This is a genomic window from Roseococcus thiosulfatophilus (assembly GCF_017311575.1).
GTDB classification, from domain to species: Bacteria; Pseudomonadota; Alphaproteobacteria; order Acetobacterales; family Acetobacteraceae; genus Roseococcus; species Roseococcus thiosulfatophilus.
Genome location: NZ_JAFFQY010000004.1, coordinates 93729 through 117325 on the forward strand (window position 1 = coordinate 93729; position 23597 = coordinate 117325).

Below are 23597 nucleotides of genomic sequence, written 5' to 3' on the forward strand. Positions count from 1 at the left end.
TCAGCCCGGCGTGGCCGCGCGACGTGGCAGCGCGATTAAAATCCCGCCAGCCGCGATCACCGCCGCGCCCACCAGCGTGAACAGGTCCGGCCAGTCCGCGAAGACCAGGATGCCCGCCAGCATCGCCCAGATGAGCTGGCTGTAGGAGAGCGGCGCCAGCAGGCTGGCCGGCGCCCGCGCATAGGCCAGCACCAGCAGCCCGTGGCTGAGCGCCCCCAGCAACCCCACCATGACCAGCCCCACCCATTCCACCGCGCCGGGCGGCGTGAAGACGAAGGGCTGCAACAGGCTGGCGGCCAGCGCGGCGGCGAGTGCCGTGTGCATGATGGTCGTTCGCGGATCATCGAGCTTGGACAGCCGCCGCGTCAGGATCGAGTAGAAGGCGAACATGGTGGCGGTGCACAGCGGCAGCAGATAGGCCCAGTGCAGCGCCTCGCCCGTCAGGAAGGGCGGCCGCACCGCGATCATCACCCCCACGAAGCCGATGGCGACCCCCGCCCAGCGCCGCCAGCCCACCCTCTCGCGCAGCAGCAGCGCGGCGAGTGCTACCGTGATCAGCGGCGAGGCGAAGCCCACGGCGGTCGCGTCCGCGATGGGGATATGCGCGAGCGCCTCGGTGAAGGTCAGCGTGCAGCCCAGCAGCAGCAGGGAGCGCAGCACCTGCAGGCCCGGCGCGCGGGACCGCCAGGGCAGGCGCCCCATCACCAGCCGCAGCGCGATGGCGACCGCGAGCGCCGAGAAGGTGAAGCGGGCCCAGGCCAGCTGCACGGCGTGGAAGTCGGACAGCAGCTTGAACAGCGTGTCCATCACCACGAAGAGCATGAGCGCCGCGAGTTGCAGCGCCACGCCGTGAAGGGGCCGGTCCATCAGGAACCTTTATCCGGCGCGGCCCGCGCGCCGGACCATGAAGCTGTGGCGCGTTACGCCGCGTCCTCCCGCCGGTCCTTCACGCGGACATAGGCGACGGCCGCGTGCTCGGCGCAATAGGGCTTCCCGTTTAGGGATTCCGCCGTGCAGAAGCGGAAGCCGGGCGTGCCGGGCTCGCCGATCGGCCAGCAGCAGGTGCGGGCGCTGGCGCGGGCGAAGGGGCGCACCACCTGCGCGGGCTTGGGCGCGCCGAGGGAGGCGGGCATCTCGGCCACGCGCGGCTCGGGCCGGCGGGCTTCGGGTCGCGCGGGCAGGGGGGTGGCAGCGGGCGCGGCCATCACCTGCGCCGGCATCGGCGCCACGGGCGGGGCGGCGGCCACCACGCGCAGCGGCGGCAGCGTCGGCCGGCGGCCGGCCGCGACGGGGCGCGGGGCGGCGGGGTCGCGGCGGATGGGGCTCGGCCGCGCGGGCAATTGCAGGCGATGCGCCTTACCCACAACGGAATTTTTCGAGACGCCCATGCGGCGCCCGATCTCCGCGGTGGAATGCCCTTCGGACCACAGCGCGCGAAGGCGCTCGATCGCTTCCGACGTCCAATCCATCTGGATGCCCCTTGGCTGAATACCAGATGATGTAGCAAAGCGGACTATTGACCTACAAGCGCTGGATTGTCTCGAGTCGGCAGAAACTTGTGGAAAAGCCTTGTCACTCCACTTCGGGTGGTGGCCGAATCCTCAGGGACTCATTGGGAATCATTAACACGTTGCCATTTTATGGCGATCCCACTGAATTTTAACGGAATGCAATTCTTTCAGCGCGTGCCCAGCAGCACCAGCACCACGCCTGCCACCAGGATCAGCGCGCCCAGCACGTCCTTGCCCTTGAGCCTTTCGCCCAGGAAGAAGCGGCTGAACAGCAGGGTGAACAGGATCTCCACCTGCCCCACCGCGCGCACCAGGGCCACCGGCGCCAGCGCGAAGCCCATGAACCAGCAGGAGGAGCCGGCGGCCGACAGCGCCCCCACCTTCGCGCTGTCCCGCCAGGTGCGGAACACGGCGGTGATCTGCCCGGGCTCACGCCAGAGCAGCCAGCCGCCTTGCATCACGGTCTGCATCGCATTGGTCAGCACCACGGCGAAGAGCGCCTTCAGCAGCACGTCCTCGCCCGGCAATTCGGCATTGGCGGTGCGGATGCAGATGGCCGTCAGCGCGAAGCAGAAGCCCGACGACATGCCGCGCAGCGCCGCCGGCTGGGTGGTGGCGCGCAGGATTTCGGCGGGGCTCAGCCCGCGGCCCGCCAGGGTCAGATACATCACCCCGCCCACGCTGATCGCGATGCCGGCCCAGGAGGTCAGCGAGAGCACCTCACCCAGCACCACCACCGCGATGATGGAGGCCTGCACCGCCTCGGTCTTGGAATAGGCCGTCCCCACCGCGAAGCCGCGCGGCCCGAAGGAGGAGATCAGCAGGTTCGTGCCGAAGATCTGTGCCAGCCCCGCCATGGCGCAGAGGGCCAGGAACCACAGCGTCGGCGCGCCGAAGCTGCCGCCGAAGATGAGCCAGTAGGTGCCCAGGATCATCAGCCCGAAGGGCACGCCATAGAGGTAGCGCACCACCGCCGCGCCATTGAGGGAGAGCTGCCCGCGCAACCGCTGCTGCAAGGCCGTGCGCCAGGTCTGGAACAGCGCGGCGCAGAGCGTGATCAGAACCCAAAGCGACAAGTTGCGGCCCCCGAAGTGGAGCCACGCTAGACCCGGCGCCGCGCCGCGTCAGCCCCCCAGCCAGGCCCGCAGCCGGGAGGGCACCTCGGTCATCTCGGCCTCGACGCCGCAATAGCTGAAGCGCAGGAAGCGGCCGCCGCGCGCGCGGTCGAAATCCACGCCCGGCGTGGCCGCGATGCCCGCGCCCTCCAGCATGCGGGTGCAGAATTCGAGGCTGTCATTCGTCAGGTGCCCCACGTCGCACCACAGGTAGAAGGCGCCATCCGCCGCCGCGATGCGGTCCAGCCCCGCGCGCGGCAGCCCGTCCAGCAACAGGGCGCGGCTGCGGGCATAGCCGGCCTTGATGGCCTCCAGCTCCCCCACGCAATCCATCGCCGCCTCGGCCGCCACCTGGGCGATGTGCGGCGGGCTGATGAACATGTTCTGGGCCACGCATTCGGCCGGCCGCACCAGATCCTCGGGCAGCACCATCCAGCCGATGCGCCAGCCCGTCATGCACCAGTATTTGGAGAAGCTGTTCACCACGATGGCGCTGTCGCTGAAACCCGCCGCGCTGGCTTCGGCCACCGTGCCCCAGGAGAGCCCGTGATAGATCTCGTCCGACACCAGCCGCACGCCGTTGGCGTGGCACCAGCGCGCGATGGCTTCCAGCTCCCCGGGCGGCAGCATGGTGCCGGCGGGGTTGCAGGGGCTCGCGATGACCAGCCCGTCCGGGCGCGGGTCCATCGCCTCCAGCAGGGCGAGGGTGGGCTGGAAGCGCGTCTCGGGGCCGCATTCCAGCAGCACCGCCTCCATGCCGAGGCTCTCCAGGATGTTGGCGTAGGGCGGGTAGAAGGGGGTGGCCATGGCGATGCGGTCGCCCCGGTCGAACGCCGCGAGGAAGGCCAGGGGGAAGGCGCCTGACGCCCCCACCGTGACCGCGATGCGCGACACCGGCACCACCAGCCCATAATGCTCAAGATAGTGCCGCGCGATGCGTGCGCGCAGCGAGGGCAGGCCGAAGGCCTCCGTATAGCCCAGCGCATGGCCCGAGCGCATGGCGCGCGTGGCGGCCTCCACGGCGCCCTGCGGCGCCCCATGGCCGGGCTGGCCCACCTCCATCCGCAAAATGCCCGGCGCGCCGGGTAGCAGGGTCGCGGCGCGCGCATTGGCCGCCGCGATCACGTCCATGACCAGGAAGGGCGGGGATTGCGCCCCGCGCCCGACCTTCAGCACCTCAGCGGTCCGTGGCACCCAGCGCGACGCCGGCGCCGCGCGGGTCGGTCAGCGTGGTGCAGGCGCCTTGCAGCCCCGGCAGGTAGCGCGCGCAGGCGCCGAGCTGCACGCGCCCGGGCTCCGGCACCGCGGCCAGCGTGGCGTCGGGCGCCGCGCCTTGCAGCATGATGGCGTGCGTGGGCGCGGCGACCGCCAGCGGCGCCGCGCCCTGGCCCGAGCCCGCCGCCGCCATGCGGAAGGCGCGGATATTGGGCGACCAGCCGAGCGAGGCCGAGAGCAGCGGCGCGCGGCCCGGCTGCGGCGCGGCGGCCAGCAGGAAGCCCATGCCCGGCATGGTGCGGCCGGTGCCGAAGAGGTTGTTTAGGGTGAAGGCGCAGCTGACGGCATTGCCGTTGCGGTCATAGACCATCAGCCCCGCGCTGGCCGGCAGCAGGGCCGGCTGCGGCGCGGGGGATTGCCCGGCCGCCAGCGCGCGGAAGGCCTGGGCCGCCGCCGCCTGGCCGCCATCGGCCTCGGCCGGGAGGAAGGCGATGCGGTCGCCGCCCCGGCCTTCCACCACCACGGGGTCCACCACGCGGGGCAGAGCGGGGCGGAGTTCCGCCACCGTGAAGGCGCCGCCGCCCGCGGCACCCGACAGTTCCTCCAGCCGCCGCGCCATCGCGCCCTGGTGCAGGTCGCCCACGCCGGCCGTGCGCAGCTGCGCGAGCGTGGCCGAGAGCGCCGGGTTGCGGAAGCTGCCGCCCACCGGGATCACGTCGCCGGCGGGCGTGCCATAGACGGCGCGGGCCTCGGCATCGGCGAAGAGGGGGCCGCGCACCGCCGTCAGATCCTGGTGCAGGGCGCGCGACATGGGCGCGCCGAAGCGGGCCAGCTGCTCGGCGGGCGAGATCAACTCCTCGAAGGGCCGCCCGCCGCTGATGCGCGTGTGCAGGGCGAAGAGGCCGCGCGCCAGCATGGGCACGGCCGCCGGGCGGTCGCCGCCCGCCCCGCTGCGGGCGCCGGGCAGGAAGAGCAGCGCCTCGGTCGTGTTGCGCCGCGCGTCGAAGACGAGGCACGCCCCGCCGCCGCCCAGCCCCACGCGCGAGGGCAGGGTGTGCGCCATGGCGAAGCCCGCCGCCACCGCCGCATCCGCCGCGTTGCCGCCGGCCGAGAGCACGTTGCGCGCCACCGCCGCCGCCTGGGGTTCCTCGGCCGCGACCCCGCCCAGGAAGCCCTGCACGAAGCCGGGCGTGCCGGCGGGGATGCTGGGCTGCGCGCCCACCAGGTTGCGGGCGGTGCCGCAGCCCGCCAGCGCCAGCAGGGCGGCGCCGAGCACCAGGGGGCGAAGCGCCCGCGGGGCGGAGTGCGGAATGGTGGCCGTGCTGGTCATGCTGGCGTCGTGCGTCCCCTGCGTCGGCGGCGCCCGGAAGGGGCCGCGCCTGCGGTATTCATGATGCTCCGGGCTTAGACGCCTTCCGGCCCAGCGGCAACCGCGCCCCTCCCTGACCCCCCTTTGAGGCGCGCCCCTTGGCGCGGGCGGCCCATCGGGGGAACATGCGCCCGCACGAAGGAGCTTGCCCCATGAACCGACGCCGCCTGATCGCGCTGGCCGGCGCCGCGCTGCTGCCCGGCACGGCCCTGGCCCAGGGCCTGAGCGAGGCGCAGCGGGCGGAGGTGCTGGACATCCTCCGCCGGGCGCTCCGCGAGGACCCCAGTATCCTGCGCGAGGCCTTCGAAAGCCTGGAGCGCGCCGAGCAGGAGGCCCGCGCCACCGCCCAGGCGGAGGCCATCGCCCGCCACGCACAATCCCTGTTCCAGGACCCCGCCGCGCCCATCAAGGGCAACCCCCAGGGCCGCGTGGTGCTGGCCGAGTTCTTCGACGTGCGCTGCGGCTTCTGCAAGCAGCTGCACCCCGTCATGGACCAGCTTATCCGGCGCGAGAGCGACGTGCGCGTGGTGCTGGTGGATTTGCCCATCCTGGGCCCCGCCTCGGTGCTGGGCGCCCGCGCGCTGCTGGCCGCGCAGCGCCAGGGCCGCTACGTGCCTCTCTACGACGCCCTGCTGCGCCTGCGCGAGGAGATCACCGAACCCGTGATTCGCCGCGAGGCCGAGCGCGCGGGCCTCGACTGGGCCCGGCTGCGGCGGGAGATGGACGAGGCCGCGACCACCCAGCGCATCGAGCGGAACCTCGGCCTCGCCCGCGCGCTGGACATCCAGGGCACGCCCGCCATCCTGGGCGGCACCACCCTGCTGCCCGGCGCGGTGGACCTGGCCACCCTGCAGCGCCTGACCGCGCAGCTGCGCGGCTGACCCACCCCCGGTAGACTGACCGCCACGCTTGGGTAATCTGCCCCCCATGGGTCTGGACCTTCCCCCGCGATGAGCCCGCCTCAGCCGCCCGCCCTGGCCGCGCTGCTGGACGAGGCCGGCGCGCCGCCGCGCAGCCTGGTGCTGCGCGCGCCCGATATCGGGCCCTGGCGCGCAGGCAACGGCATTCCCGGCGTCTGGAGCTTCGCGGCCGAGGCGCCCGGCCCGCATGTCTGCGTGATGGCGCTGACCCATGGCAACGAGATCGCGGGCGGGATCGTGCTGGACCGGCTGCTGCGTGCGGCCACGCGCCCGGCGGCGGGGCGGCTGACGCTGGTCTTCGCCAATCTCGACGCCTTCTCCCGCTTCGACCCGGACGACCCCACGGCCTCGCGCTTCCTGGAGGAGGACATGAACCGCCTCTGGGACGTGGAGGTGCTGGAAGGCCCCCGCCGCAGCGCGGAGCTGCGCCGCGCCCGCGCCCTGCGCCCCGTGCTGGACACGGCCGATGTGGTGCTGGACCTGCATTCGATGCTCTGGCCGTCGGACCCGCTCTTCCTCGTCAGCGGGCGTTCGCCGGCGGTGGAACTGGCCACGCGCCTCGGCGTGCCGCCGCTGGTGGTGGCCGATATGGGCCATGTGGCGGGCAGCCGCGTCATTGACTACGGCCCCTTCGGCCAAGCGGGCAGCGGGCGGCGCGGCCTGCTGCTGGAGGGCGGCTGGCATTGGGAGAAGGCGACCGTCTCCCGCATGGAGCGCGTCACCCGCCGCCTGCTGCACGAGACGGGCGTGCTGCCCGGCGCACCCCTGGCGCCCGACGCCGCGCCCTCCCGCCAGGCGCAGGTGACGCACACCGTCACCGCGCGCACGGCGGACTTCACCTTCACCCGCCCCTGGCGCGGCGGCGAGGTGGTGCCGCGCCAGGGCACCCTGATCGCGACCGATGGCGGGGCGGAAGTCCGCACCCCCTATGCGGATTGCCTGCTGGTCCTGCCCTCGCTGCTGCCGCAGCCGGGGCAGACGGCGGTGCGGCTGGCACGGCTCGTTCCGCCCCCCGGTTGACGGTCTGGTCTCCAGGCGGCGGAATGCGGCCAGATCAGTGAGGAAACCTCCATGAAGCTGCTGCGCCACGGCCCCAAGGGCCAGGAAAAGCCCGGGATGCTCGACGCCCAGGGCGTCATCCGCGACCTCTCCTCCGTGCTGAACGACATCAATGGCGACACGCTGGCGCCGGGCGTGCTGGCCAAGCTCGCCGCCATCAACCCGGCCGAACTGCCGGCCGTGCCCGCCGGCACGCGGCTCGGGCCGCCCGTCACGGGCATGACCAACCTGATCTGCATCGGGCTGAACTACGCCGACCACGCGGCCGAGACGGGTGCGGAGCCGCCCAAGGAGCCGATCGTCTTCCTGAAATCGCTCGGCGCGCTGAACGGGCCCTTCGACGACATCATCATCCCGCCGCACAGCCGCAAGACCGATTGGGAATGCGAGCTCTGCGTCATCATCGGCACCACCGCGCGCTATGTCAGCGAGGCGGATGCGATGAACCATGTGGCCGGCTACGCCGTCGGCAACGACGTGAGCGAGCGCGAATGGCAGGCCGAGCGCGGCCCCACCTGGGACAAGGGCAAGGGCTTCGAGACCTTCGGCCCGCTCGGCCCTTATCTGGTCACCAAGGACGAGGTGCCGGACCCCCAGGCGCTGCGCATGTGGACGGATGTGGACGGCAAGCGCGAGCAGGATGGCAGCACCGCCACCATGATCTTCAACGTGCGGCAGCTGGTCAGCTATGTCAGCCAGTGCATCACGCTCCATCCGGGCGACGTGATCTTCACCGGCACGCCGCCGGGCGTGGGCCTCGGCAAGAAGCCGGCGCCCTGGTTCCTCAAGGCCGGGCAGGAGCTGCGCGTGGGCATCGAGGGCCTGGGCGAGCAGCGCAGCCGCACCGTTGCCTACGGTGCCTGAGACGCCGACCGTCATCCTGCAGATGGACTTCGCCTCGCCCCCACCCTGGGGCGAGGCGCGGCGCGAGGCCCTGCGGGCGCTGGCCCATTCCATCGCGGCCGAGACACCCGGCCTCGCCTGGAAGATCTGGACCGAGGATGAGCCAGCCGGCCGCGCCGGCGGCCTCTACGCCTTCACCACCCGCGCGGCCGCGCTGGAATACCAGGCCATGCACACGGCGCGCGTGACGGCACGCGGCGCCACCGACATCCAGGCGCGCATCTGGGACATCAACATGGAACTTTCCGCAGTTACCAGGGGCATCCGCGCATGAGGCGCGTGCTGGTCACGGGCGCTTCCTCCGGCATCGGCGCCGCCGTGGCGCGCGCGCTGGCGGCCCCCGGCACCGCGCTGCTGCTGCACGCCCGCCATAACAGGGAGGGGCTGGAGGCGGTGGCCGCCCAGGTGCGCGCCCAGGGGGGCGAGGCGCATCTGCTGCTGGCGGACCTGGCCGAGCCCGACGCCCCCGCGCGGCTGGTCGAGGATACGGCGCGCCTGCTGGGCGGGCTGGATGTGGTGGTCTCCAATGCCGGCTTCGCGGACCGCACGCCCGTGGGCAAGCTGACCGATGAGGGCTTCGCCCGCAGCCTGGACGCCGTGCTCTGGGCCTTCCTGCGCCTGGCCCGCGCCGCGCAGCCGCATCTGGCGGCGGGGGAGGCGCCACGGCTCATCGCCATCTCCTCCTTCGTCGCGCACATGTTCCGCAATGACGCGGCCACCTTCCCCGCGACCGCGGCGGCCAAGGGGGGCGTGGAGGCGCTGGTCCGCGCGCTGGCCATCGAATGGGCGCCGCGTGTCACGGTGAACGCCATCGCCCCCGGCTACACCCGCAAGGACCCCGGCGCCCATGCGGCCATGACGCCCGAGCAGTGGCAGGCCACCATCGCGCGCATCCCCATGGCCCGCCTCGGCACGCCGGAGGACGTGGCCCATGCCGTGGCCTGGCTGGCGAGCCCGGGCGCGGGCTATGTCACGGGGCAACTCGTGCATGTGAATGGTGGGATCGCGCTGTAGGTCACGCGGCCCGCTCCGTCCCTTCTGGGGCGCGGGGCCTTGAGCCATCCCGCGCCAAGACCGAGCGCCGCGCTCTCCATTGCGGCAATTTAAGGCCGATCTTATGCCCCAGATCGCCAAAGCCGGGCAATAATCACCCTGTCGTTCCGCAGTTCGAAAGAATTGTCGGCAATGACAACGGTGGAGGCTATTTCCCGGCAAGCCGAAGCCATACTGGCCTATGCGCCACGGGCCGGCCGAATTCATTTCGGTCGGCCCGCTTCTTTTTGCGGTGCAAGCAGAGGATAGGCCATGCGGCGTTCGCTTGTGCTCACGCCGCCTCGCCTAACCTTTTCTGGAGAATGATTCAGCGTTGTCGGCGATTCCGCCTCAACGCATCATGCCCTATCCGCCGAGTTGCCGGATTTCCAGCCGCCGCACCCGTTCCAGCATCTCGGCCCGCAGCGTCTCCAGCAGGTCATTGACGTAACCCACCGACAGCGCGGGCGAGAGGGCGGGCGCCGCCGGCAATTCGCCCGAAAGCCGGGCCTCGATGGCGGCCAGCCGCGCCTCCATCTCCCGCCGCAGCGCCGCCACCTCCTGGCGCAGGGCCATCACCTCCTCCAGCGTGGCCGGGTCATGGGCGGTGGCGGGGGCGGCGGCGTCGCGCCGGGCCAGTTCCTGGCGGAACCATTCGGTGCGCAGCCGCATCTGGGTGGCCAGCGCCTCGTGCGGCGGCACGGCGACGAGGCTGGGGTCGAGCCTGGTGCCGCGCCGGCGCCCTTCCTCGCTGGCCATCATGGTCGCCAGCGCCTCGGCCCGGTGCTCCGGCCGGTTGGTGATGAATTCCAGGTAGTGGGCGAAGCCCTGCTCGTCCGGCCAGCGGCCGAGGATGCCGAGATAGAGGTTCACCACCACATCCTCGTCGGAGCCATGCAGCAGGTCGGCGGCGCGGAGGGTCATGCGGGGGGCTCCGGCCAGGGCACGCCGAGCCGCGCATGCAGCGCGGCCAGCCGCGCCGCGTGGCGCTCGGGGGTGAAGAGGGCGGCGCGGGCGGGGCCCTCGGCCTCCAGCCGCCGCCGCAGGTCGTCATCGGTGTCGAGCGCGATCATCGCCTCGGTCAGCGCGCGCAGGTCCACCGGGTTCACCTTCAGCGCGGCATCGCCCACCACCTCCGGCATGCAGGAGGCGTTGGAGGTCAGCACCGCCGTGCCCGCCTGCATGGCCTCGATGGCGGGCAGGCCGAAGCCCTCATACAGGGTGGGGAAGCAGAGGCTGCGCGCGTGGCGCAGCAGCACCTCCACATCGGTGCGCGGCAGGTAGCCCAGGTGGCGGATGCGCCCGTCGCGGGAGCGGGTGCCGCCCGCCTCGGTCAGCAGGCGCAGCTCGGGTTCCGCGTTGCCGCTCTTGCCGCCCACGATGATCATGGGGCGCGTGATGCCGGACGCCATGTAGGCGTCCAGCGCGCGGGCCAGGTTCTTGCGCGGGTCCACCGCCGAGAGGCAGAGGTGGTAGCCCCGGTCCTCCAGCCCAAAGACCGAGGCCAGCCGCTCACGCGACATGCGCGGATCAAGGCCATGGGCGGGCGGGTAGACGGGCTGGTAGATGTTGCTGATCCGCTCCTCCGGGACGCCCAGCAGCGAGATCAGGTCGCGGCGGGAATGCTCGGAGACGGTGAGGATATGGTCCGCCGTCGCGGCCACGGCGCGCGCGGTCCGCACCCAGGCATCCTTGTGGTCCAGCGTGGCCCAGGGCAGGCGCAGCGGGATGGCGTCATGGATGGTGTAGATGTTGCGCGCGCCCTCCAGGCGCACGCCGTGCATGTGCGTCCAGTGCATCAGCGCCGGCGGCGGCGCGCCCTGCACCGAGACGCGCAGCAGCCGCCGCCGCACCCGCATGTTCACCACCGCGCGGCCGAAGATGTCATGCGCGTTCCACAGCGCGTCGCAGGGCGGCACATTGGCGGTGGAGAAGGTCTGGTGCAGCCCGGTCGAGGTCAGCCCGCGCTCCACCGCCCCCGCGGCGGGCACGGCGATGGCGCGCTGCGGGCCCCAGATGCCCGCCAGGCGGCGCGCCAGGCGGTAGTCCAGCTGGGTGCGGCTGTCGAAGAAGGCGATCTCGCGCGCCATGGGCGTGCCGCCCGCCCCGATGGGCCTGCCATAGAGCAGCCCCAGTCTGAGCCCGGTTTCGCCCAAAGTGGCGGCCAAACCCCGTGAATAGGTCGCGATGCCCGTGCCGCCCACGAGCGAGAGGCCGAAGCCATCCATCCAGACGCGGGGCGATCCCCGGGGCGCGTCGTTCGGCATGGGCGCAACTTGCCTCCGTCCCCCGATCGGGACAAGGTCAGCCCCGCCGCCGCCGCGCCCAGACCACAGGAAGTCACATTCGCATGAGCCTGAACGACATCGTGCCCGTCCTGCTCTCCGGCGGCACGGGAACGCGCCTGTGGCCCCTCTCGCGCGAGGGTTTCCCGAAGCAGTTCTGGCCGCTGGTCTCGGCCCGCAGCATGATCCAGGAGACGGCGCTGCGCGCGGTGGGCGAGGGCTTCGCGCCGGCGGTCGTGGTGGCGAACGAGGCGCACCGCTTCCTGATCGCGGAGCAGCTGCGCGAGGTGGGCATCGCGGCCCCCCGCATCCTGCTGGAACCCGAGGGCCGCAATTCCGCCCCCGCCATCGCGGCCGCCGCGGCCCTGGTGGCCGAGGCCTCGCCGGGCGCGGTGCTCTGGATCATGGCGGCCGATGCCGCGATCGAGGACGTGCCCGCCCTGCACGCGGCCCTCGCCCAAGCCGCCCATGCGGCGCGCGAGACGGGGCGCATCGTCACCTTCGGCATGCGGCCCACCGCGCCCGAGACGAGCTTCGGCTACATCGAGATGGGCGCGCCGCTCGCCGACGCGCCGGGCGTGCACGCCGTGGCCCGCTTCACCGAGAAGCCCGACGCCGCCACCGCCGCCACCCTGCTGGCCGATGGCAAGCATGTCTGGAACAGCGGCATGTTCGTGGCCACCGCCGCGACGCTCGTGACGGAGCTGGAGCGCCACGCGCCCGAGGTCATCGCCGCCGCCCGCGCCGCCCTGGCCGCGGCCACGCGCGACCTGGACTTCATCCGCCTGGGTGCCGAGGCTTTCCGCGCCGCGCCCTCCATCTCCATTGACTACGCGGTGATGGAGCGCACGGGCCACGCCGCCGTCATCCCGGCCGAGCTCGGCTGGTCCGATGTGGGCAGCTGGGACGCGCTTTGGACCATCGCGGAGAAGGATGGCCTGGGCAACGCGCTGCAGGGCCCCGTCACGGCCGTGGACGCCCGCAACTGCCTGGTCCGCAGCGAGGGCATCCGTACCGCCGTGCTGGGGCTGGAGGACGTGGTGGTGGTCGTCACCGAGGACGCGGTGCTGGCCATGCCGCGCCACCGCGCGCAGGACGTGAAGAAGGTGGTGGAGACGCTGCGCGCAGAGGGCGCGGCCGAGGCGGGGGCGCATCGCCGCGTCTATCGCCCCTGGGGCCACTACTCCGGCCTCATCATGGGCGACCGCTTCCAGGTGAAGGAGATCGTGGTGCGGCCGGGCGGCAAGCTGTCCCTGCAGAAGCACCACCACCGCGCGGAGCACTGGGTGGTGGTGAAGGGTACCGCCCAGGTGCAGCGTGACGCCGAGAGCATCCTGCTGGCCGAGAACCAGTCGGTCTACCTGCCGCTCGGCTGCGTCCACCGCCTGGAGAACCCGGGCATGATCCCGCTGCACCTGATCGAGGTCCAGGTCGGCTCCTATCTCGGCGAGGACGACATCGTCCGGATCGAGGACACCTACGGGCGCAGCTGACGCATGCTGCGCCTCCTCACCGACCTGACGGACCTGCTGCACTATTTCCGCATCAACCGGCTGCCGCTGGGCGTGCCGCGGGTCCAGATGGCCTTGACCGAGGCGGCGCTGGCCGCGCCCGAGCCCCTGCTGGAGCCCATGGCCTTCGACCCGGTCAGCGGCCGGTTCCGCGCGCTGCCGGCCGAGGAATTGCTGGCCCTCCTCGCCACCGCCCGCCGGGGCGCCGACATCGAGGCGCCGGACTGGGTGGCCGCCCGCGCCACCCTGGCCGAGGCGCACCAGGCGGCCCCCGAGATCGCCTTCGCCGCCGGCGACCGCGTCTTCACCCCCGGCCTGCCTTTCCTGGTGCCCGGCCAGATGCACCGCCTGCGTGAGCTGCGGCAATGGCACGGCGTGGCGCTCTGCGCCCTGTTCCACGACGCCATCCCGCTGGTGGTGCCGGAGCATTGCACGCCGGAACTCACCTCGGGCTTCGCGGACAATCTGCTCTCTGTCTGCCTGCAGACCGACCGGGTGGTGGCCACCAGCGCCTGCGCGGCGCGCGACTTCCGCGAATGGCAGCGCCGCCTGCTGCCGGAGCTGGACATCCCGGTGGTGGCCATGCCGCTCGACGCGCCGCTGCCGCCGGTGGGCGGCGGGGGCGAGGACGTGCCCTGGCCCGCGGCGCTGGCGGATGGGCGGCCCTATGTGCTCTGCGTCTCCACGCTCGAGAGCCGCAAGAACCATGTGCTGCTGCTGCACGCCTGGCTGACCCTGCTGCGCCGCCATGGCGAACACGCGCTGCCGCGCCTGGTGCTGGTGGGGCGCAAGGGCTTCGGCGCCGATGCCGCGCTGCGCCTGCTGGAGCACGCGCCCGAACTGCGCCGCAACGCCGTCTGGCTGCGCGACGTGTCGGACGCGCAGCTCGCGCGGCTCTATGAGGGCTGCCTCTTCACCATCTTCAACAGCTTCTATGAGGGCTGGGGCCTGCCGGTGACCGAGGCGCTGTCGCACGGCAAGCTCGTCATCGCGCCCGACCATTCGAGCTTGCGCGAGGCCGGCGGCACCGCCGCCCTCTACTTCACCCCGCAGAGCGAGCCGGAACTGGCCGAACTCGCCTGGGGCCTCATCCGCGACCCTGCCCGCCGGGCGGCGCTGGAGGCGGCGCTGCCGGGTCGCGTGCGGTTCAGAAGCTGGCGCGAGGTGGTGGAGGGCCTGGTGCGGGACCTGGCGGCGCCGCTGGCCGCCCTGCCCAGCCCCTTCGCGCGCGCGGGGTCCATCGCCGGGCGGCGCATCGGCTTCGAGATCCAGCCCCCCATGCCCCCCGCCGCCATGCGCGCCGCCCATGTGGGCAACGCGCTGATCCTGGAGGGGGATGGCTGGAGCATCCCCGAGGCCTATGGCGTCTGGCTGACCAAGGGCCGCGCCCGGCTGCGCCTGCCCGCGCTGGAGCGCAGCGGGATGCGCCTCTTCCTCGAGGTCAGTGGCCCGCCCGTCGCCACGGAGACGGGGCTGCGGCTGCATCTGCCCGACGGTTCCACCGGGGAGTGGCTGACCCTGCGCCTGGCCGCGCAGGAGCGCCGGTACCTGGAGATGACCCTGCCCGCCGGCCCGGCGGGAGACATCCTGGTGGAATTCGACACCGCCGGCGCGCGGCCCATCCCGGAGGATGACCGCCTGTTCTCCCTGATGCTGCACGGGCTGATGCTGACGGCCGACCACGACCTGCAGCGCACCTATGAATACCTGGGCGAGCGGCTGCACCTGTCGCGCCTGGGCTGATGCCCTATCGCAGGGGCTGCGAATATCATAGTTTTCGAGAGAATGAGGCTGGTCTGGGTGATTTTCGGCATCCTGGTCGGCGCCGTTCTTGTCGGCGCGCCCGGGGCGGGACAGGCGCAGCCGCAGCGCGGCCGCGCCGCGGAACCGCTATTGCCCCTGCCGCCGCCGCCCACCCCGCCCGCGCCGCCGATGCGCGCGGCACCGCCCGCCCAGCCCGTGCCCACCGCGCCGCCGCCGCCGCCCGCCACGGCCCAGCGCGGGGCGCAGACGCCCGTGGTCTGGGCCACCATCCATGCCGCGGCGCCGCCGGCCCGCGCCTATGGCATCAGCCCCGCCACGCGCGACCGGCTGATCGCCCACCAGCGGGCCGAGGCGCAATGCCGCGCCGGGCCGGGCGGCAACACCTGCCGCCGCCTGGTCGAGATCCAGCAGGGCTGCGCCGTGCTGGTGCAGGGCGCGCGCGACGACCGGCTGCTGCCCTTCACCACGCCCGACCCCAACCAGCCGGTGATGCTGGCGGTGGCCGGCGCGGGCTTCACCGTGGAGGACGCGACGCGCGACGGCATGGACCAGTGCCAGCGCCGCCAGCGGGGCGCCATCTGCCGCGTCATCGCCTCGATCTGCGCGCGGTGAGGGCTTTTCTGGGGCGACTGATTCACCGCTCCGGCGATATCGCCTTCGCGGATCAGGCGCTGGCGTATCTGGGCGGCTGATTCACCGCTCCGGCGACATCGCCTCCGCGGATCAGGCGCTGGCATATCTGGGCGGCTGATTCACCGCTCCGGCGATATCGCCTCCGCGGATCAGGCGCTGGCATATCTGGGCGGCTGATTCACCGCTCCGGCGATATCGCCTTCGCGGATCAGGCGCCCTCCTCCTCCCGCGCCGCCGCGACCAGCCATTCCGCGAAGAGCGCGAGCGGCGCGGAGACCCGCCCCGGCGGCAGCACCAGCCAATAGCCATCGCCCGCCGGCAGCGCCGCGCGCGCCAGCGGGACGAGGCGCCGCGCCCGCACCTCCTCCCGCACGAAGGCGGGCGGGCAGATGACGGTGCCCAACCCCTCCAGCGCGGCCTGGATGGCGAGGGTGGTGCTCTCATAGAGCAAGGGCGGCGGGGCCTCGGGCAGTCCGGCGCCCTGCCGCCACCGCGCCCAATCACCGGGCCGCACCCGACTGCCCAGCATCCGCCCCGGGATGGGGGTTTCAGGCCCGCGCTGCGCCGCCAGGGCGGGTGCCGCGAAAGGCGCGATGGTGACGGGTTGCAGCGCCCGCGCCGTGGGGGTGGGGGGCGCGCCGAGCGGGGCGGTGCGGACGGCCGCATCCACGCCCTCGCGGGCGAAATCCACGGGGGCGATGGAGGTGCTGACCTCCACGTCCAGCCCCGGATGGCGGCGCTTGAAGTCCGGCAGGCGCGGGATCAGCCAGCGCAGCGCCCAGGTGGTGTAGGCGCGGATGCGCAGCGGGGCGGTCTGGGCCGCGGCCTCCCGCGCCGCTTCCTCGATGCGGGCGAAGCCCTCGCGCAGCCCGGTGGCGAGGCGCGTGCCCGCCTCGGTCAGGCGCAGCGCGTTGGCGCTCCGGTGCACCAGGGCGCAGCCCAGCGCCGCCTCCAGCTCCCGCAGGCGGCGGCTAATGGCGGGCTGCGTCACCCCCAGCGCGGCGGCGGCGCGCGTCACGCTGCCCGTCTCGGCGATCAGGTGGAAGGCCCGCAGGCTGTCCAGCGGGGGCAGGGCGCTCGGCATCGGCGCAGCATAACATGGGGTTGGGGCAGGGTGCGAAACTCTGCGGCTTCCCGTGCCGTGCGCGATGGTGCTTTGAATGCCGCGTGCCGGCCAAGACCGGCGCGACGGAGGAACACCCAGAATGAACCGACGCACTGCCCTGCGGCTCGCCCCCGCGCTGGGCCTCGGCCTGCCGGCCCTGGCCAGCGCGCAGCCCGCCTTCCCCGACCGCGCGCTCCGCCTGGTCATTCCCTTCACGCCCGGTGGCAGCAACGACATCGTGGGCCGCCTGATCGCGGAGGGCATGTCGGCCCGCCTCGGCAAGCCCATCGTGGTCGAGAACCGCGGCGGCGCGGGCGGGCTGATCGGCAACGATTTGGTGGCCAAGGCGCCGGCCGATGGCCACACCCTGCTGCTGGCCGGCAGCGGCAGCTTCCTGATTTCCTCGCTGGTGCAGCCGCGCCTGCCCTATGACCCGGTGCGGGATTTCGCGCCGGTGGGCTATATCGGCGCGGCACCCAACGTCATCACCGTCCATCCCTCGGTCGAGGCGCGCAACCTCGCGGATTTGCAGCGCGTGGCCCGCGCCGCGCGCACGCCGCTGCGCTTCGGCACGCCGGGCGTGGGCACCACCGGCCATGCGCTGGGGGCCATGATCGGCGTGGTGCTGGGGGTGGAGCTGGACGCCATCCATTACCGTGGCACCGGGCCGTCCATGGCGGATGCCATCGCGGGGCGGATTGATATCCTGACCAACGCCTCGGCGCCGCTGCTGCCGCCCATCGCGGCGGGGCAGCTGCGGCCGCTGGCCATCGCGGGCCGCACGCGCAGCGCCGCCCTGCCGGACCTGTTCACCAGCGTGGAACAGGGCTTCCCGGACCTCGATTCCGCCACCTGGTATGCCATCCTGACCACGGCCGGTACGCCGCCCGACCGCATCGCCGCGCTGCACGCCGCGCTGAACGCCGTGCTGGCCGAGCCCGAGGTGCGCCGCCGCCTGGTGGAGAGCGGCGTGGACGAGATCGCCCCCAGCGCCCAGCCCGCCGACCTGACGCGCTTCCTGGCCGAGGACCGCACGCGCTGGACGCAGGTGGTGGAACGCGCGCGCCTGCGCGTCGATTGAGGAACACAGCATGACCGAAGACAGCGCCATCCTCCTGACCACCCATGAGGGCGTGGCCACCCTGCGCCTCAACCGCCCCGCGCGCCGCAACGCCATTGATGACGCGACGCGCGGCCTGATGATCGAGGCGCTGGAGGCGGCGGCGGTGGACCCGGCCGTGCGCGCCCTGGTCGTCACCGGCACGGGCAGCGCCTTCTGCGCGGGCGGCGATGTGCGCGGCATGCAGCAGCGGCTCTCGGCCCCGCCCGAGGAGGTGGCCTTCAACGGCTGGCGCCGCCAGGGCCGCACCCACCGCGCCGTCGCTTTGCTGCACAACTTCCCCAAGCCCACCATCGCGGCCGTGAACGGCGCGGCGGCGGGGCTCGGCTGCGACGTGGCCCTGTGCTGCGACTTCATCATGGCCGCCGAGAGCGCCCATTTCACCATGAGCTTCATCGCCCGCGGGCTGATCCCCGATGGCGGCGGCATGTATTTCCTGCCGCGCCGCGTGGGCCTGGCCCGCGCGAAGGAACTCGTGTTCAGCGGCCGCCGCGTGGGCGCGGCCGAGGCGCTCTCCATGGGCATGATCGAGCGCGTGGTGCCCGATGACGCGCTGATGCAGGGCGCCGAGGCCTGGGCGCGGGAACTCTCGGGCGGCTCGCTCGCCGCGCTGGCGCTGGCGAAGTCCGTCATGGACCGCTCGCTGGAGATGAGCTTCGAGGCGGTGCTGGCCGAGGGCTCCAAGGCCCAGGCCATGTGCTACACGACGGGCGAGCACCGCGCCTCGGTGGCGGAATTCCTGGCGAAGTCCAAGCGATGAGCGCGCTGGGCCAGCTGCTGCGGCCACGCAGCGTCGCCGTCATCGGCGCCTCGGCCGATGCCAGCAAGATGACCGGGCGGCCGGTGGGCTACCTCCAGCGCCACGGCTTCCCGGGCGAGATCTGGCCCGTGAACCCGCGCGCCGAGACCATCGCGGGCCTGCCCTGCTTCCCCGAGGTTTCGGCGCTGCCCGGCGCGCCGGATGCCGCCATCGTGCTGCTCGGCCCCGAGCGCGCCGAGGCCGCGGTGCGGGACCTCGCCGCGCGCGGCTGCGCCGCCGCCATCGTGCTCGCCAGCGGCTATGGCGAGGCCAATGCGGAGGGCGCGGCGCGGCAGGAGGCGCTGAAGCGCGCCGCCGGCCCCATGCGGCTTCTGGGCCCCAACACCATCGGGCTGGTGAATTTGACGGACAGCATCATGCTCTCCGCCACAGGGGCACTGGAGGTGGGGGACCTGCCGGCCGGTGCCATTTCCGTCGTCTCGCAATCGGGCGGCATCTTGGGCGCGCTGCTCTCCCGCGCCGCCGACCGGGGCATCGGCTTCGCCAAGCTGGTCTCCACCGGCAATGAGGCGGATCTCGACAGCAGCGATTTGATCGCGGAGCTGGTCGAGGACGAGGCCACGCGCGTCATCGCCGTCTACATGGAGGGGCTGCGCCGGCCCGCGGCCTTCCGCGCCGCCGCCCGCCGCGCGGCCGAGCTCGGCAAGCCCATCGTGGTCTACAAGGTGGGGCGTTCGGAATCCGGGGCGCGGGCGGCGACCTCCCACACCGGGGCGCTGGCGGGCGCGGACCGCGTCTATGACGCGCTGTTCCGCCAGTCGGGCGTGATCCGCGCCGAGAGCTTCAATGATCTGCTGGACATTCCGGCGGCCCTCGCCAAGGGGCGGCGGGCGGCGGGGAACCGCGTGGCGATCCTGACCTCCACGGGCGGGGCGGGCACGCTGCTGGCCGACAATTGCGGGCTGGCGGGCATCGAGGTGCCGCCGCCCGATGCCGAAACCACCCAGCGCCTCGCCACCCTGCTGGACGAGGACCAGGCGACCGTCGGCCGCAACCCGGTGGACGTGACGCTGGCCGGGCTGCGCCCCGACCTGTTCCGGGGCGCCATCACGGCACTGTTGGACAGCCCGCTCTATGACGCGGTGGCGGTGGTGATCGGCTCCTCCGCGCTGGCGGCGCCGGACATCGTGGCGGGCGCCATCGTCGAGTGCCAGGCGCGGAGCGACAAGCCCATCCTGGCCTATGTCAGCCCGCACGCGCCGCATCTGGTGCGGCTGCTGAACGGCCAGGGCATCGCGGCCTTCGCCACGCCGGAAAGCTGCCCGACGGTGCTGCGCGCCCTGCGGGCGCCCGCGCTGCCGGCGGTGGTGGGGGCCGTGGCGGTGGACCCCGTGGCGCTGTCCGGCCTGCCCGCCGGCAACCTCAACGAGGCGGAGAGCAAGGCGATCTTCGCCCGCTTCGGCCTGCCCGTGACGCGCGAAGTGGTGGCGCCCGACGCCGCTGCCGCGCAAGCCGCCGCGGAGGCGATGGGCGGCGAGGTGGTGCTGAAGATCCTCTCCCGCGCCATCGCCCATAAGAGCGAGCTGGGCGGGGTGCGGCTGGGCCTCAGCCCCGCCGACATCCCCGCCGCCTGCGCCGAGATGCTGGCGCGGGTCGCGGCCGCCGGCGCCCCCGCGCCCGAGGGTTTTTTGGTGCAGGAACGCCTGCGCGGCGGGGTCGAGATGATCCTGGGCTTCCACCGCGACCCGCAGCTCGGCCCCGTTCTGCTGCTGGGCGCGGGCGGCGTGGCGGCGGAACTCTGGGAGGACACGGCGCTGCGCCTGCTGCCCCTGACCCGCGCCGATGCCGAAGCCATGCTGGAGGAGCTGAAATCCGCCCGTCTGCTGCGCGGCTTCCGCGGCGCGCCCCCGGCCGATGTGCCCGCCCTGCTGGACGCCATCATGGGTTTCGCCGCCATGGCGGGCGCGGCGGGAGAACGGCTGGTGGAGGCGGAGATCAATCCGCTCTTCGTCCTGCCGGAGGGACAGGGGGTTCGGGCGGTGGATGGGTTGGTGGTGTTGGCCTGACCGTCAGGCTTTACGCCAGGTCAGCACCAGCACGTCCCGGCTGCAGGGCAGGCCAGGGTCGGCGGGTTCCACCGGCGTCACGCCATGCATCACCCGCCGGTCATCCATCACGGCCAGATCGAGCAGCCCGTCCAGGGTGAAGCGGGCGAGTTCGGCGCCCTTGGGGTCCGTCACCCGTGTCTCGCCGCCGCGCAAATTGCGGCGGGCCAGCATGGCGATGAGCACCACATCCACCCCGTCATGGTGCACGCCCTCGGGCGTGGGCAGGCCAGGGGTGCCGGCGGCGGCCTCGATGCGGAACTGGTGCATCTCGACGAACCAGGGCGTGTCGGGGTGGAGATTGTCCGCCACCTCGCGCCCCAGGGCCAGCAGGCCGGCGCAGGCGGGGTGGGCGATGGTGGCGTCCTCGACCGGGGCGAACCAGCGGTCCACGCCGCCATTCAGTGTGTTGTGGACCACCGCCTGGAAATGCGGCCGGTGCAGGCCGCGCACATGGTCGGGCCGGCCGGGCAGGGCCAGGAAGTTGGCGATGCGCCGGCGGCGATAGCGCCCGCCATCGGCCATGAAGGCGTCGGTTTCCAGCCGCTGCCAGCTCGCCGCGAAATCGGCCAGCAGGGGGGCGGGCAGGCGCAGGCGGGCCAGGCTCTCCTCCGGCCGCAGCCGCGCGAAGCCGCGGGTGCGGACCTCGTCCAGCAGCGCGGTCATGCCGGGTCTCCGATGGGGGGCGCCTCATGCGTCATGTCGGCCAGGACTTCCGCCACATGGCGCACGCGCACGGGGCTGCCCTCGCGCTTCAGGCGGCCGGCCATGTTCAGCAGGCAGCCCATGTCGCCGGCCAGAAGGGTGTCGGCGCCGGTGGCCGTGATGTCGGCCGTCTTGTCGCTGACCATGCGCGTCGAGATCTCGGGGTATTTCACGCAGAAGGTGCCGCCGAAGCCGCAGCAGATCTCGGGCTCACGCATTTCCGTCAGCGTGAGGCCCGCCACGGAGCCGAGCAGGGCGCGCGGCTGGGCCTTCACCCCCAGCTCGCGCAGGCCGGAGCAGCTGTCGTGATAGGTGGCGCGGCCGTCATAGCGCGCCGCCACCTCCTTCACGCCAAGCACATCGGTCAGGAAGGAAATCAGTTCATGCGTCTTGGCGCCCAGGCGTTCGGCCCGCGCGCGGCCCTCCGGGTCGCCGGCGGCGAAGAGGCCCGGATAGTGGTGCGAGATCATGGCCGCGCAGGAACCCGAGGGCGCCACGGTGAAGTCATAGGGCAGGAAGGCGTCAATCACCTGGCGGGCGATGTCCTGCGTCGTACGCCGGTCGCCGGAATTGTAGGCGGGCTGGCCGCAGCAGGTCTGCAGGGCGGGCACCTCCACCTGGCAGCCGGCCTCCTCCAGCAGCTTGATCGCGCTGAAGCCGACCGCGGGGCGGTGCAGGTCCACCAGACAGGTGACGAAGAGGGCGACGCGGGGCTTGGCCATGGAGGGAAATTAGGGGTGAACCGCGCGGCCGGGAATGGAGGGGCGGCGCGAATTCCGCGCATGCCAGCCCCTCAGATGAACTCGCCCCTGAGGAAACCCAAGGCCGGCAGGGGGCGCCACTTCCTTGGCAGGTCCGACCGGCGGATGGGTGTGACGGAATAATGCGGCACCGGCTGCTGGGAGCGGCGGAGGAAATCCTCATAGGCCCGCACCTGCTGGGCCCGCCAGGCGCGGTCTTCCAGGGCGGCGGCGCGGGAGCGGTAGATCTCGGCGACGCGATGGGCGCGGCCCACCGTGGCCACCACGGCCCACCAGCTGTCCTCATCGCCGCGCGGCACCGCCGCCAGATCGCGCATGGAACAATAGAAGGGAAGGCGGCCGCGCCGGGTCAAGCGGAAGCTGGGAAAAAGAAAGGGCGCGCCGGAGTTCCCCCCGGCGCGCCCCGTTGAAGCCCGTAGGGCGTCAGCCCAGGCGTTCGCCGTGCTGCGTGACGTCGAGGCCCTCGCGCTCCTCCTCGTCGGTGACGCGCAGGCCCACGATCACGTCCACCACCTTCAGGATGATGAAGGTCGCGATGGCGGTGTAGACGATGGTCACGCCCACGCCCATCGCCTGGACGATGACCTGCTGGAAGCTGCCGGCCGTCTCGCCGATGGCCTCGATGGCGAACCAGCCGGTCAGCAGCGCGCCCACGATGCCCGCCACGCCATGGATGCCGAACACGTCCAGGCTGTCGTCATAGCCCAGCGCCTTCTTCACCGAGGTGGAGGCCCAGAAGGCGATGAGGCCCGAGGCGAAGCCGATGGCCAGCGCGCCCGTGGCGTCCACATAGCCCGCCGCCGGGGTGATGCCGACCAAGCCCGCGACGGCGCCCGAGATGGCGCCCAGCACGGACGGCTTGCCCTTGGACATCCACTCCACGAACAGCCAGGTCAGCGCGCCCATGGCGGCCGCGATCTGCGTGACCATCATGGCCATGCCGGCGTTCACGTTCGCCGCGCCGGCCGAGCCCGCGTTGAAGCCGAACCAGCCCACCCACAGCAGCGCCGCGCCGATGACGGCCAGGCTCAGGTTGTAGGGGGACATGTTGTCATGCCCGTAGCCCTTGCGGGGGCCAAGCACGAGGCAGGCGACGAGGCCCGCGACGCCCGAGTTGATGTGCACCACCGTGCCACCCGCGAAGTCCAGCACGCCCCAGCCATCCATGAAGCCGCCGCCCCAGACCCAGTGCGCGACGGGGCTGTAGACGATGATGGACCACAGGACGAGGAAGACCAGCAGCGCCGAGAACTTCATCCGGTCCGCCACCGCGCCCGTGATCAGGGCGGCGGTGATGATGGCGAAGGTCATCTGGAAGGTCATGAACACCGGCTCGGTGATGGTCGCGTCGGTGTCGTAGGGCTGGTTCCATGTCGTGGACATGTGCATCAGCAGCATCTTGCCGAGGTCGCCCACATAGGCGCCCTCGCCCGAGAAGGCGAGGCTGTAGCCGATCACGACCCAGACGATGGAGATCAGCGCGCAGGCCGTGAAGGACTGCATCATGGTGGACAGCACGTGCTGCTTGCGGACCATGCCCGCGTAGAACAGCGCGACGCCCGGGATGGTCATCATCAGGACGATGGCGGTGGAGGTCATCATCCAGGCCATGTCGCCCGAATTGATGGGCGAGGCCGCGGGCTCCTGCGCGGCCGCCGGCAGCGCCGACAGGGCAAGCAGCGGGGCGCTCGCCAGGGCGAGGCGCAACCAGGACGTCATGTTCC

General features: G+C 72.6%; 23 protein-coding genes. 11 read left to right on the forward strand and 12 right to left on the reverse strand.

All coding sequences use genetic code 11. The features are described from left to right. The 5 genes from JTN19_RS02810 to JTN19_RS02830 all read right to left on the reverse strand — a co-directional run bounded on the left by JTN19_RS02810 (window position 1) and on the right by JTN19_RS02830 (window position 5171). On the reverse strand, window positions 1-867 hold the full coding sequence (locus tag JTN19_RS02810; protein ID WP_206930257.1) for a DMT family transporter: 867 nt from the start codon (window positions 865-867) through the stop codon (window positions 1-3). 53 nt (window positions 868-920) lie between these two features. Then, window positions 921-1469 carry a GcrA family cell cycle regulator gene (locus JTN19_RS02815; protein ID WP_206930259.1) on the reverse strand — a complete coding sequence of 183 codons (549 nt, stop codon included), beginning with the start codon at window positions 1467-1469 and terminating at the stop codon, window positions 921-923. A 209-nt stretch (window positions 1470-1678) separates the two neighbouring features. Continuing rightward, window positions 1679-2587: an EamA family transporter gene (locus tag JTN19_RS02820; RefSeq protein WP_206930260.1), complete on the reverse strand. Its 909-nt coding sequence runs from the start codon at window positions 2585-2587 to the stop codon at window positions 1679-1681. Window positions 2588-2635: 48 nt separating this feature from the next. Next, window positions 2636-3757 carry a pyridoxal phosphate-dependent aminotransferase gene (locus JTN19_RS02825; protein ID WP_206930400.1) on the reverse strand — a complete coding sequence of 374 codons (1122 nt, stop codon included), beginning with the start codon at window positions 3755-3757 and terminating at the stop codon, window positions 2636-2638. Between the two features lie 46 nt (window positions 3758-3803). Then, entirely contained in the window at window positions 3804-5171 is a 1368-nt protein-coding gene (locus JTN19_RS02830) for a gamma-glutamyltransferase (protein ID WP_206930261.1), read from the reverse strand. Window positions 5172-5362: 191 nt separating this feature from the next. On the opposite strand from JTN19_RS02830, the gene JTN19_RS02835 reads away from it, so the two are divergent. The 5 genes from JTN19_RS02835 (at window position 5363) to JTN19_RS02855 (ending at window position 9106) form a co-directional block, all read left to right on the forward strand. Next, entirely contained in the window at window positions 5363-6091 is a 729-nt protein-coding gene (locus JTN19_RS02835; protein ID WP_206930262.1) for a DsbA family protein, read from the forward strand. A gap of 69 nt (window positions 6092-6160) precedes the next feature. Continuing rightward, on the forward strand, window positions 6161-7150 hold the full coding sequence (locus tag JTN19_RS02840; RefSeq protein ID WP_206930263.1) for a M14 family metallopeptidase: 990 nt from the start codon (window positions 6161-6163) through the stop codon (window positions 7148-7150). Between the two features lie 51 nt (window positions 7151-7201). Continuing rightward, on the forward strand, window positions 7202-8053 hold the full coding sequence (locus JTN19_RS02845; protein WP_206930264.1) for a fumarylacetoacetate hydrolase family protein: 852 nt from the start codon (window positions 7202-7204) through the stop codon (window positions 8051-8053). After that, the gene (locus tag JTN19_RS02850; RefSeq protein WP_206930265.1) at window positions 8046-8366 is read left to right on the forward strand and encodes a YdhR family protein; all 321 of its coding nucleotides are present in this window, start codon (window positions 8046-8048) and stop codon (window positions 8364-8366) included. The genes JTN19_RS02845 and JTN19_RS02850 overlap by 8 nt, the downstream gene beginning before the upstream one ends. Further along, window positions 8363-9106 carry an SDR family NAD(P)-dependent oxidoreductase gene (locus JTN19_RS02855; protein WP_206930266.1) on the forward strand — a complete coding sequence of 248 codons (744 nt, stop codon included), beginning with the start codon at window positions 8363-8365 and terminating at the stop codon, window positions 9104-9106. The genes JTN19_RS02850 and JTN19_RS02855 overlap by 4 nt, the downstream gene beginning before the upstream one ends. 384 nt (window positions 9107-9490) lie before the next feature. On the opposite strand, the gene JTN19_RS02860 is transcribed toward JTN19_RS02855, so the two are convergent. Continuing rightward, on the reverse strand, window positions 9491-10048 hold the full coding sequence (locus JTN19_RS02860) for a DUF4214 domain-containing protein (protein WP_206930268.1): 558 nt from the start codon (window positions 10046-10048) through the stop codon (window positions 9491-9493). Beyond that, window positions 10045-11391: a glycosyltransferase family 4 protein gene (locus JTN19_RS02865; RefSeq protein WP_206930270.1), complete on the reverse strand. Its 1347-nt coding sequence runs from the start codon at window positions 11389-11391 to the stop codon at window positions 10045-10047. Before JTN19_RS02865 ends, JTN19_RS02860 begins: the two co-directional genes overlap by 4 nt. Window positions 11392-11474: 83 nt before the next feature. On the opposite strand from JTN19_RS02865, the gene JTN19_RS02870 reads away from it, so the two are divergent. The 3 genes from JTN19_RS02870 to JTN19_RS02880 are packed head-to-tail and all read left to right on the forward strand — an operon-like array spanning window position 11475 to window position 15296. Then, window positions 11475-12902 (forward strand): mannose-1-phosphate guanylyltransferase/mannose-6-phosphate isomerase, encoded by a 1428-nt coding sequence (locus JTN19_RS02870; protein WP_206930272.1) that lies wholly within the window; start codon window positions 11475-11477, stop codon window positions 12900-12902. 3 nt (window positions 12903-12905) lie between these two features. Continuing rightward, on the forward strand, window positions 12906-14663 hold the full coding sequence (locus JTN19_RS02875; RefSeq protein ID WP_206930274.1) for a glycosyltransferase: 1758 nt from the start codon (window positions 12906-12908) through the stop codon (window positions 14661-14663). 42 nt (window positions 14664-14705) lie between these two features. After that, window positions 14706-15296 carry a DUF4189 domain-containing protein gene (locus JTN19_RS02880; protein ID WP_206930284.1) on the forward strand — a complete coding sequence of 197 codons (591 nt, stop codon included), beginning with the start codon at window positions 14706-14708 and terminating at the stop codon, window positions 15294-15296. Window positions 15297-15525: 229 nt separating this feature from the next. Here the strand turns inward: JTN19_RS02880 and JTN19_RS02885 are convergent, their stop codons facing one another. Next, window positions 15526-16401: a LysR family transcriptional regulator gene (locus tag JTN19_RS02885; protein WP_206930286.1), complete on the reverse strand. Its 876-nt coding sequence runs from the start codon at window positions 16399-16401 to the stop codon at window positions 15526-15528. A 121-nt stretch (window positions 16402-16522) separates the two neighbouring features. On the opposite strand from JTN19_RS02885, the gene JTN19_RS02890 reads away from it, so the two are divergent. Genes JTN19_RS02890 through JTN19_RS02900 form a run of 3 tightly spaced genes read left to right on the forward strand, consistent with a single transcriptional unit; the run spans window position 16523 to window position 20368 of the window. Continuing rightward, window positions 16523-17503, forward strand: coding sequence for a Bug family tripartite tricarboxylate transporter substrate binding protein (locus JTN19_RS02890; protein ID WP_206930288.1), 981 nt, complete (start codon window positions 16523-16525; stop codon window positions 17501-17503). A 10-nt stretch (window positions 17504-17513) separates the two neighbouring features. Next, window positions 17514-18302 (forward strand): enoyl-CoA hydratase/isomerase family protein, encoded by a 789-nt coding sequence (locus JTN19_RS02895; protein ID WP_206930291.1) that lies wholly within the window; start codon window positions 17514-17516, stop codon window positions 18300-18302. Beyond that, window positions 18299-20368, forward strand: a complete 2070-nt coding sequence (locus JTN19_RS02900) for an acetate--CoA ligase family protein (RefSeq protein ID WP_206930293.1) — start codon at window positions 18299-18301, stop codon at window positions 20366-20368. The genes JTN19_RS02895 and JTN19_RS02900 overlap by 4 nt, the downstream gene beginning before the upstream one ends. 3 nt (window positions 20369-20371) lie before the next feature. Here JTN19_RS02900 and JTN19_RS02905 read toward each other — a convergent pair whose 3' ends face one another. The 4 genes from JTN19_RS02905 to JTN19_RS02920 all read right to left on the reverse strand — a co-directional run bounded on the left by JTN19_RS02905 (window position 20372) and on the right by JTN19_RS02920 (window position 23592). After that, window positions 20372-21073 (reverse strand): 2OG-Fe dioxygenase family protein, encoded by a 702-nt coding sequence (locus JTN19_RS02905; RefSeq protein ID WP_206930295.1) that lies wholly within the window; start codon window positions 21071-21073, stop codon window positions 20372-20374. Then, window positions 21070-21834, reverse strand: a complete 765-nt coding sequence (locus JTN19_RS02910) for a (Fe-S)-binding protein (RefSeq protein ID WP_206930297.1) — start codon at window positions 21832-21834, stop codon at window positions 21070-21072. Before JTN19_RS02910 ends, JTN19_RS02905 begins: the two co-directional genes overlap by 4 nt. A 71-nt stretch (window positions 21835-21905) precedes the next feature. Further along, the gene (locus JTN19_RS02915; protein ID WP_206930299.1) at window positions 21906-22190 is read right to left on the reverse strand and encodes a hypothetical protein; all 285 of its coding nucleotides are present in this window, start codon (window positions 22188-22190) and stop codon (window positions 21906-21908) included. Between the two features lie 106 nt (window positions 22191-22296). Next, window positions 22297-23592 (reverse strand): ammonium transporter, encoded by a 1296-nt coding sequence (locus JTN19_RS02920; RefSeq protein WP_206930301.1) that lies wholly within the window; start codon window positions 23590-23592, stop codon window positions 22297-22299. Between the last annotated feature and the right edge of the window lie 5 nt (window positions 23593-23597).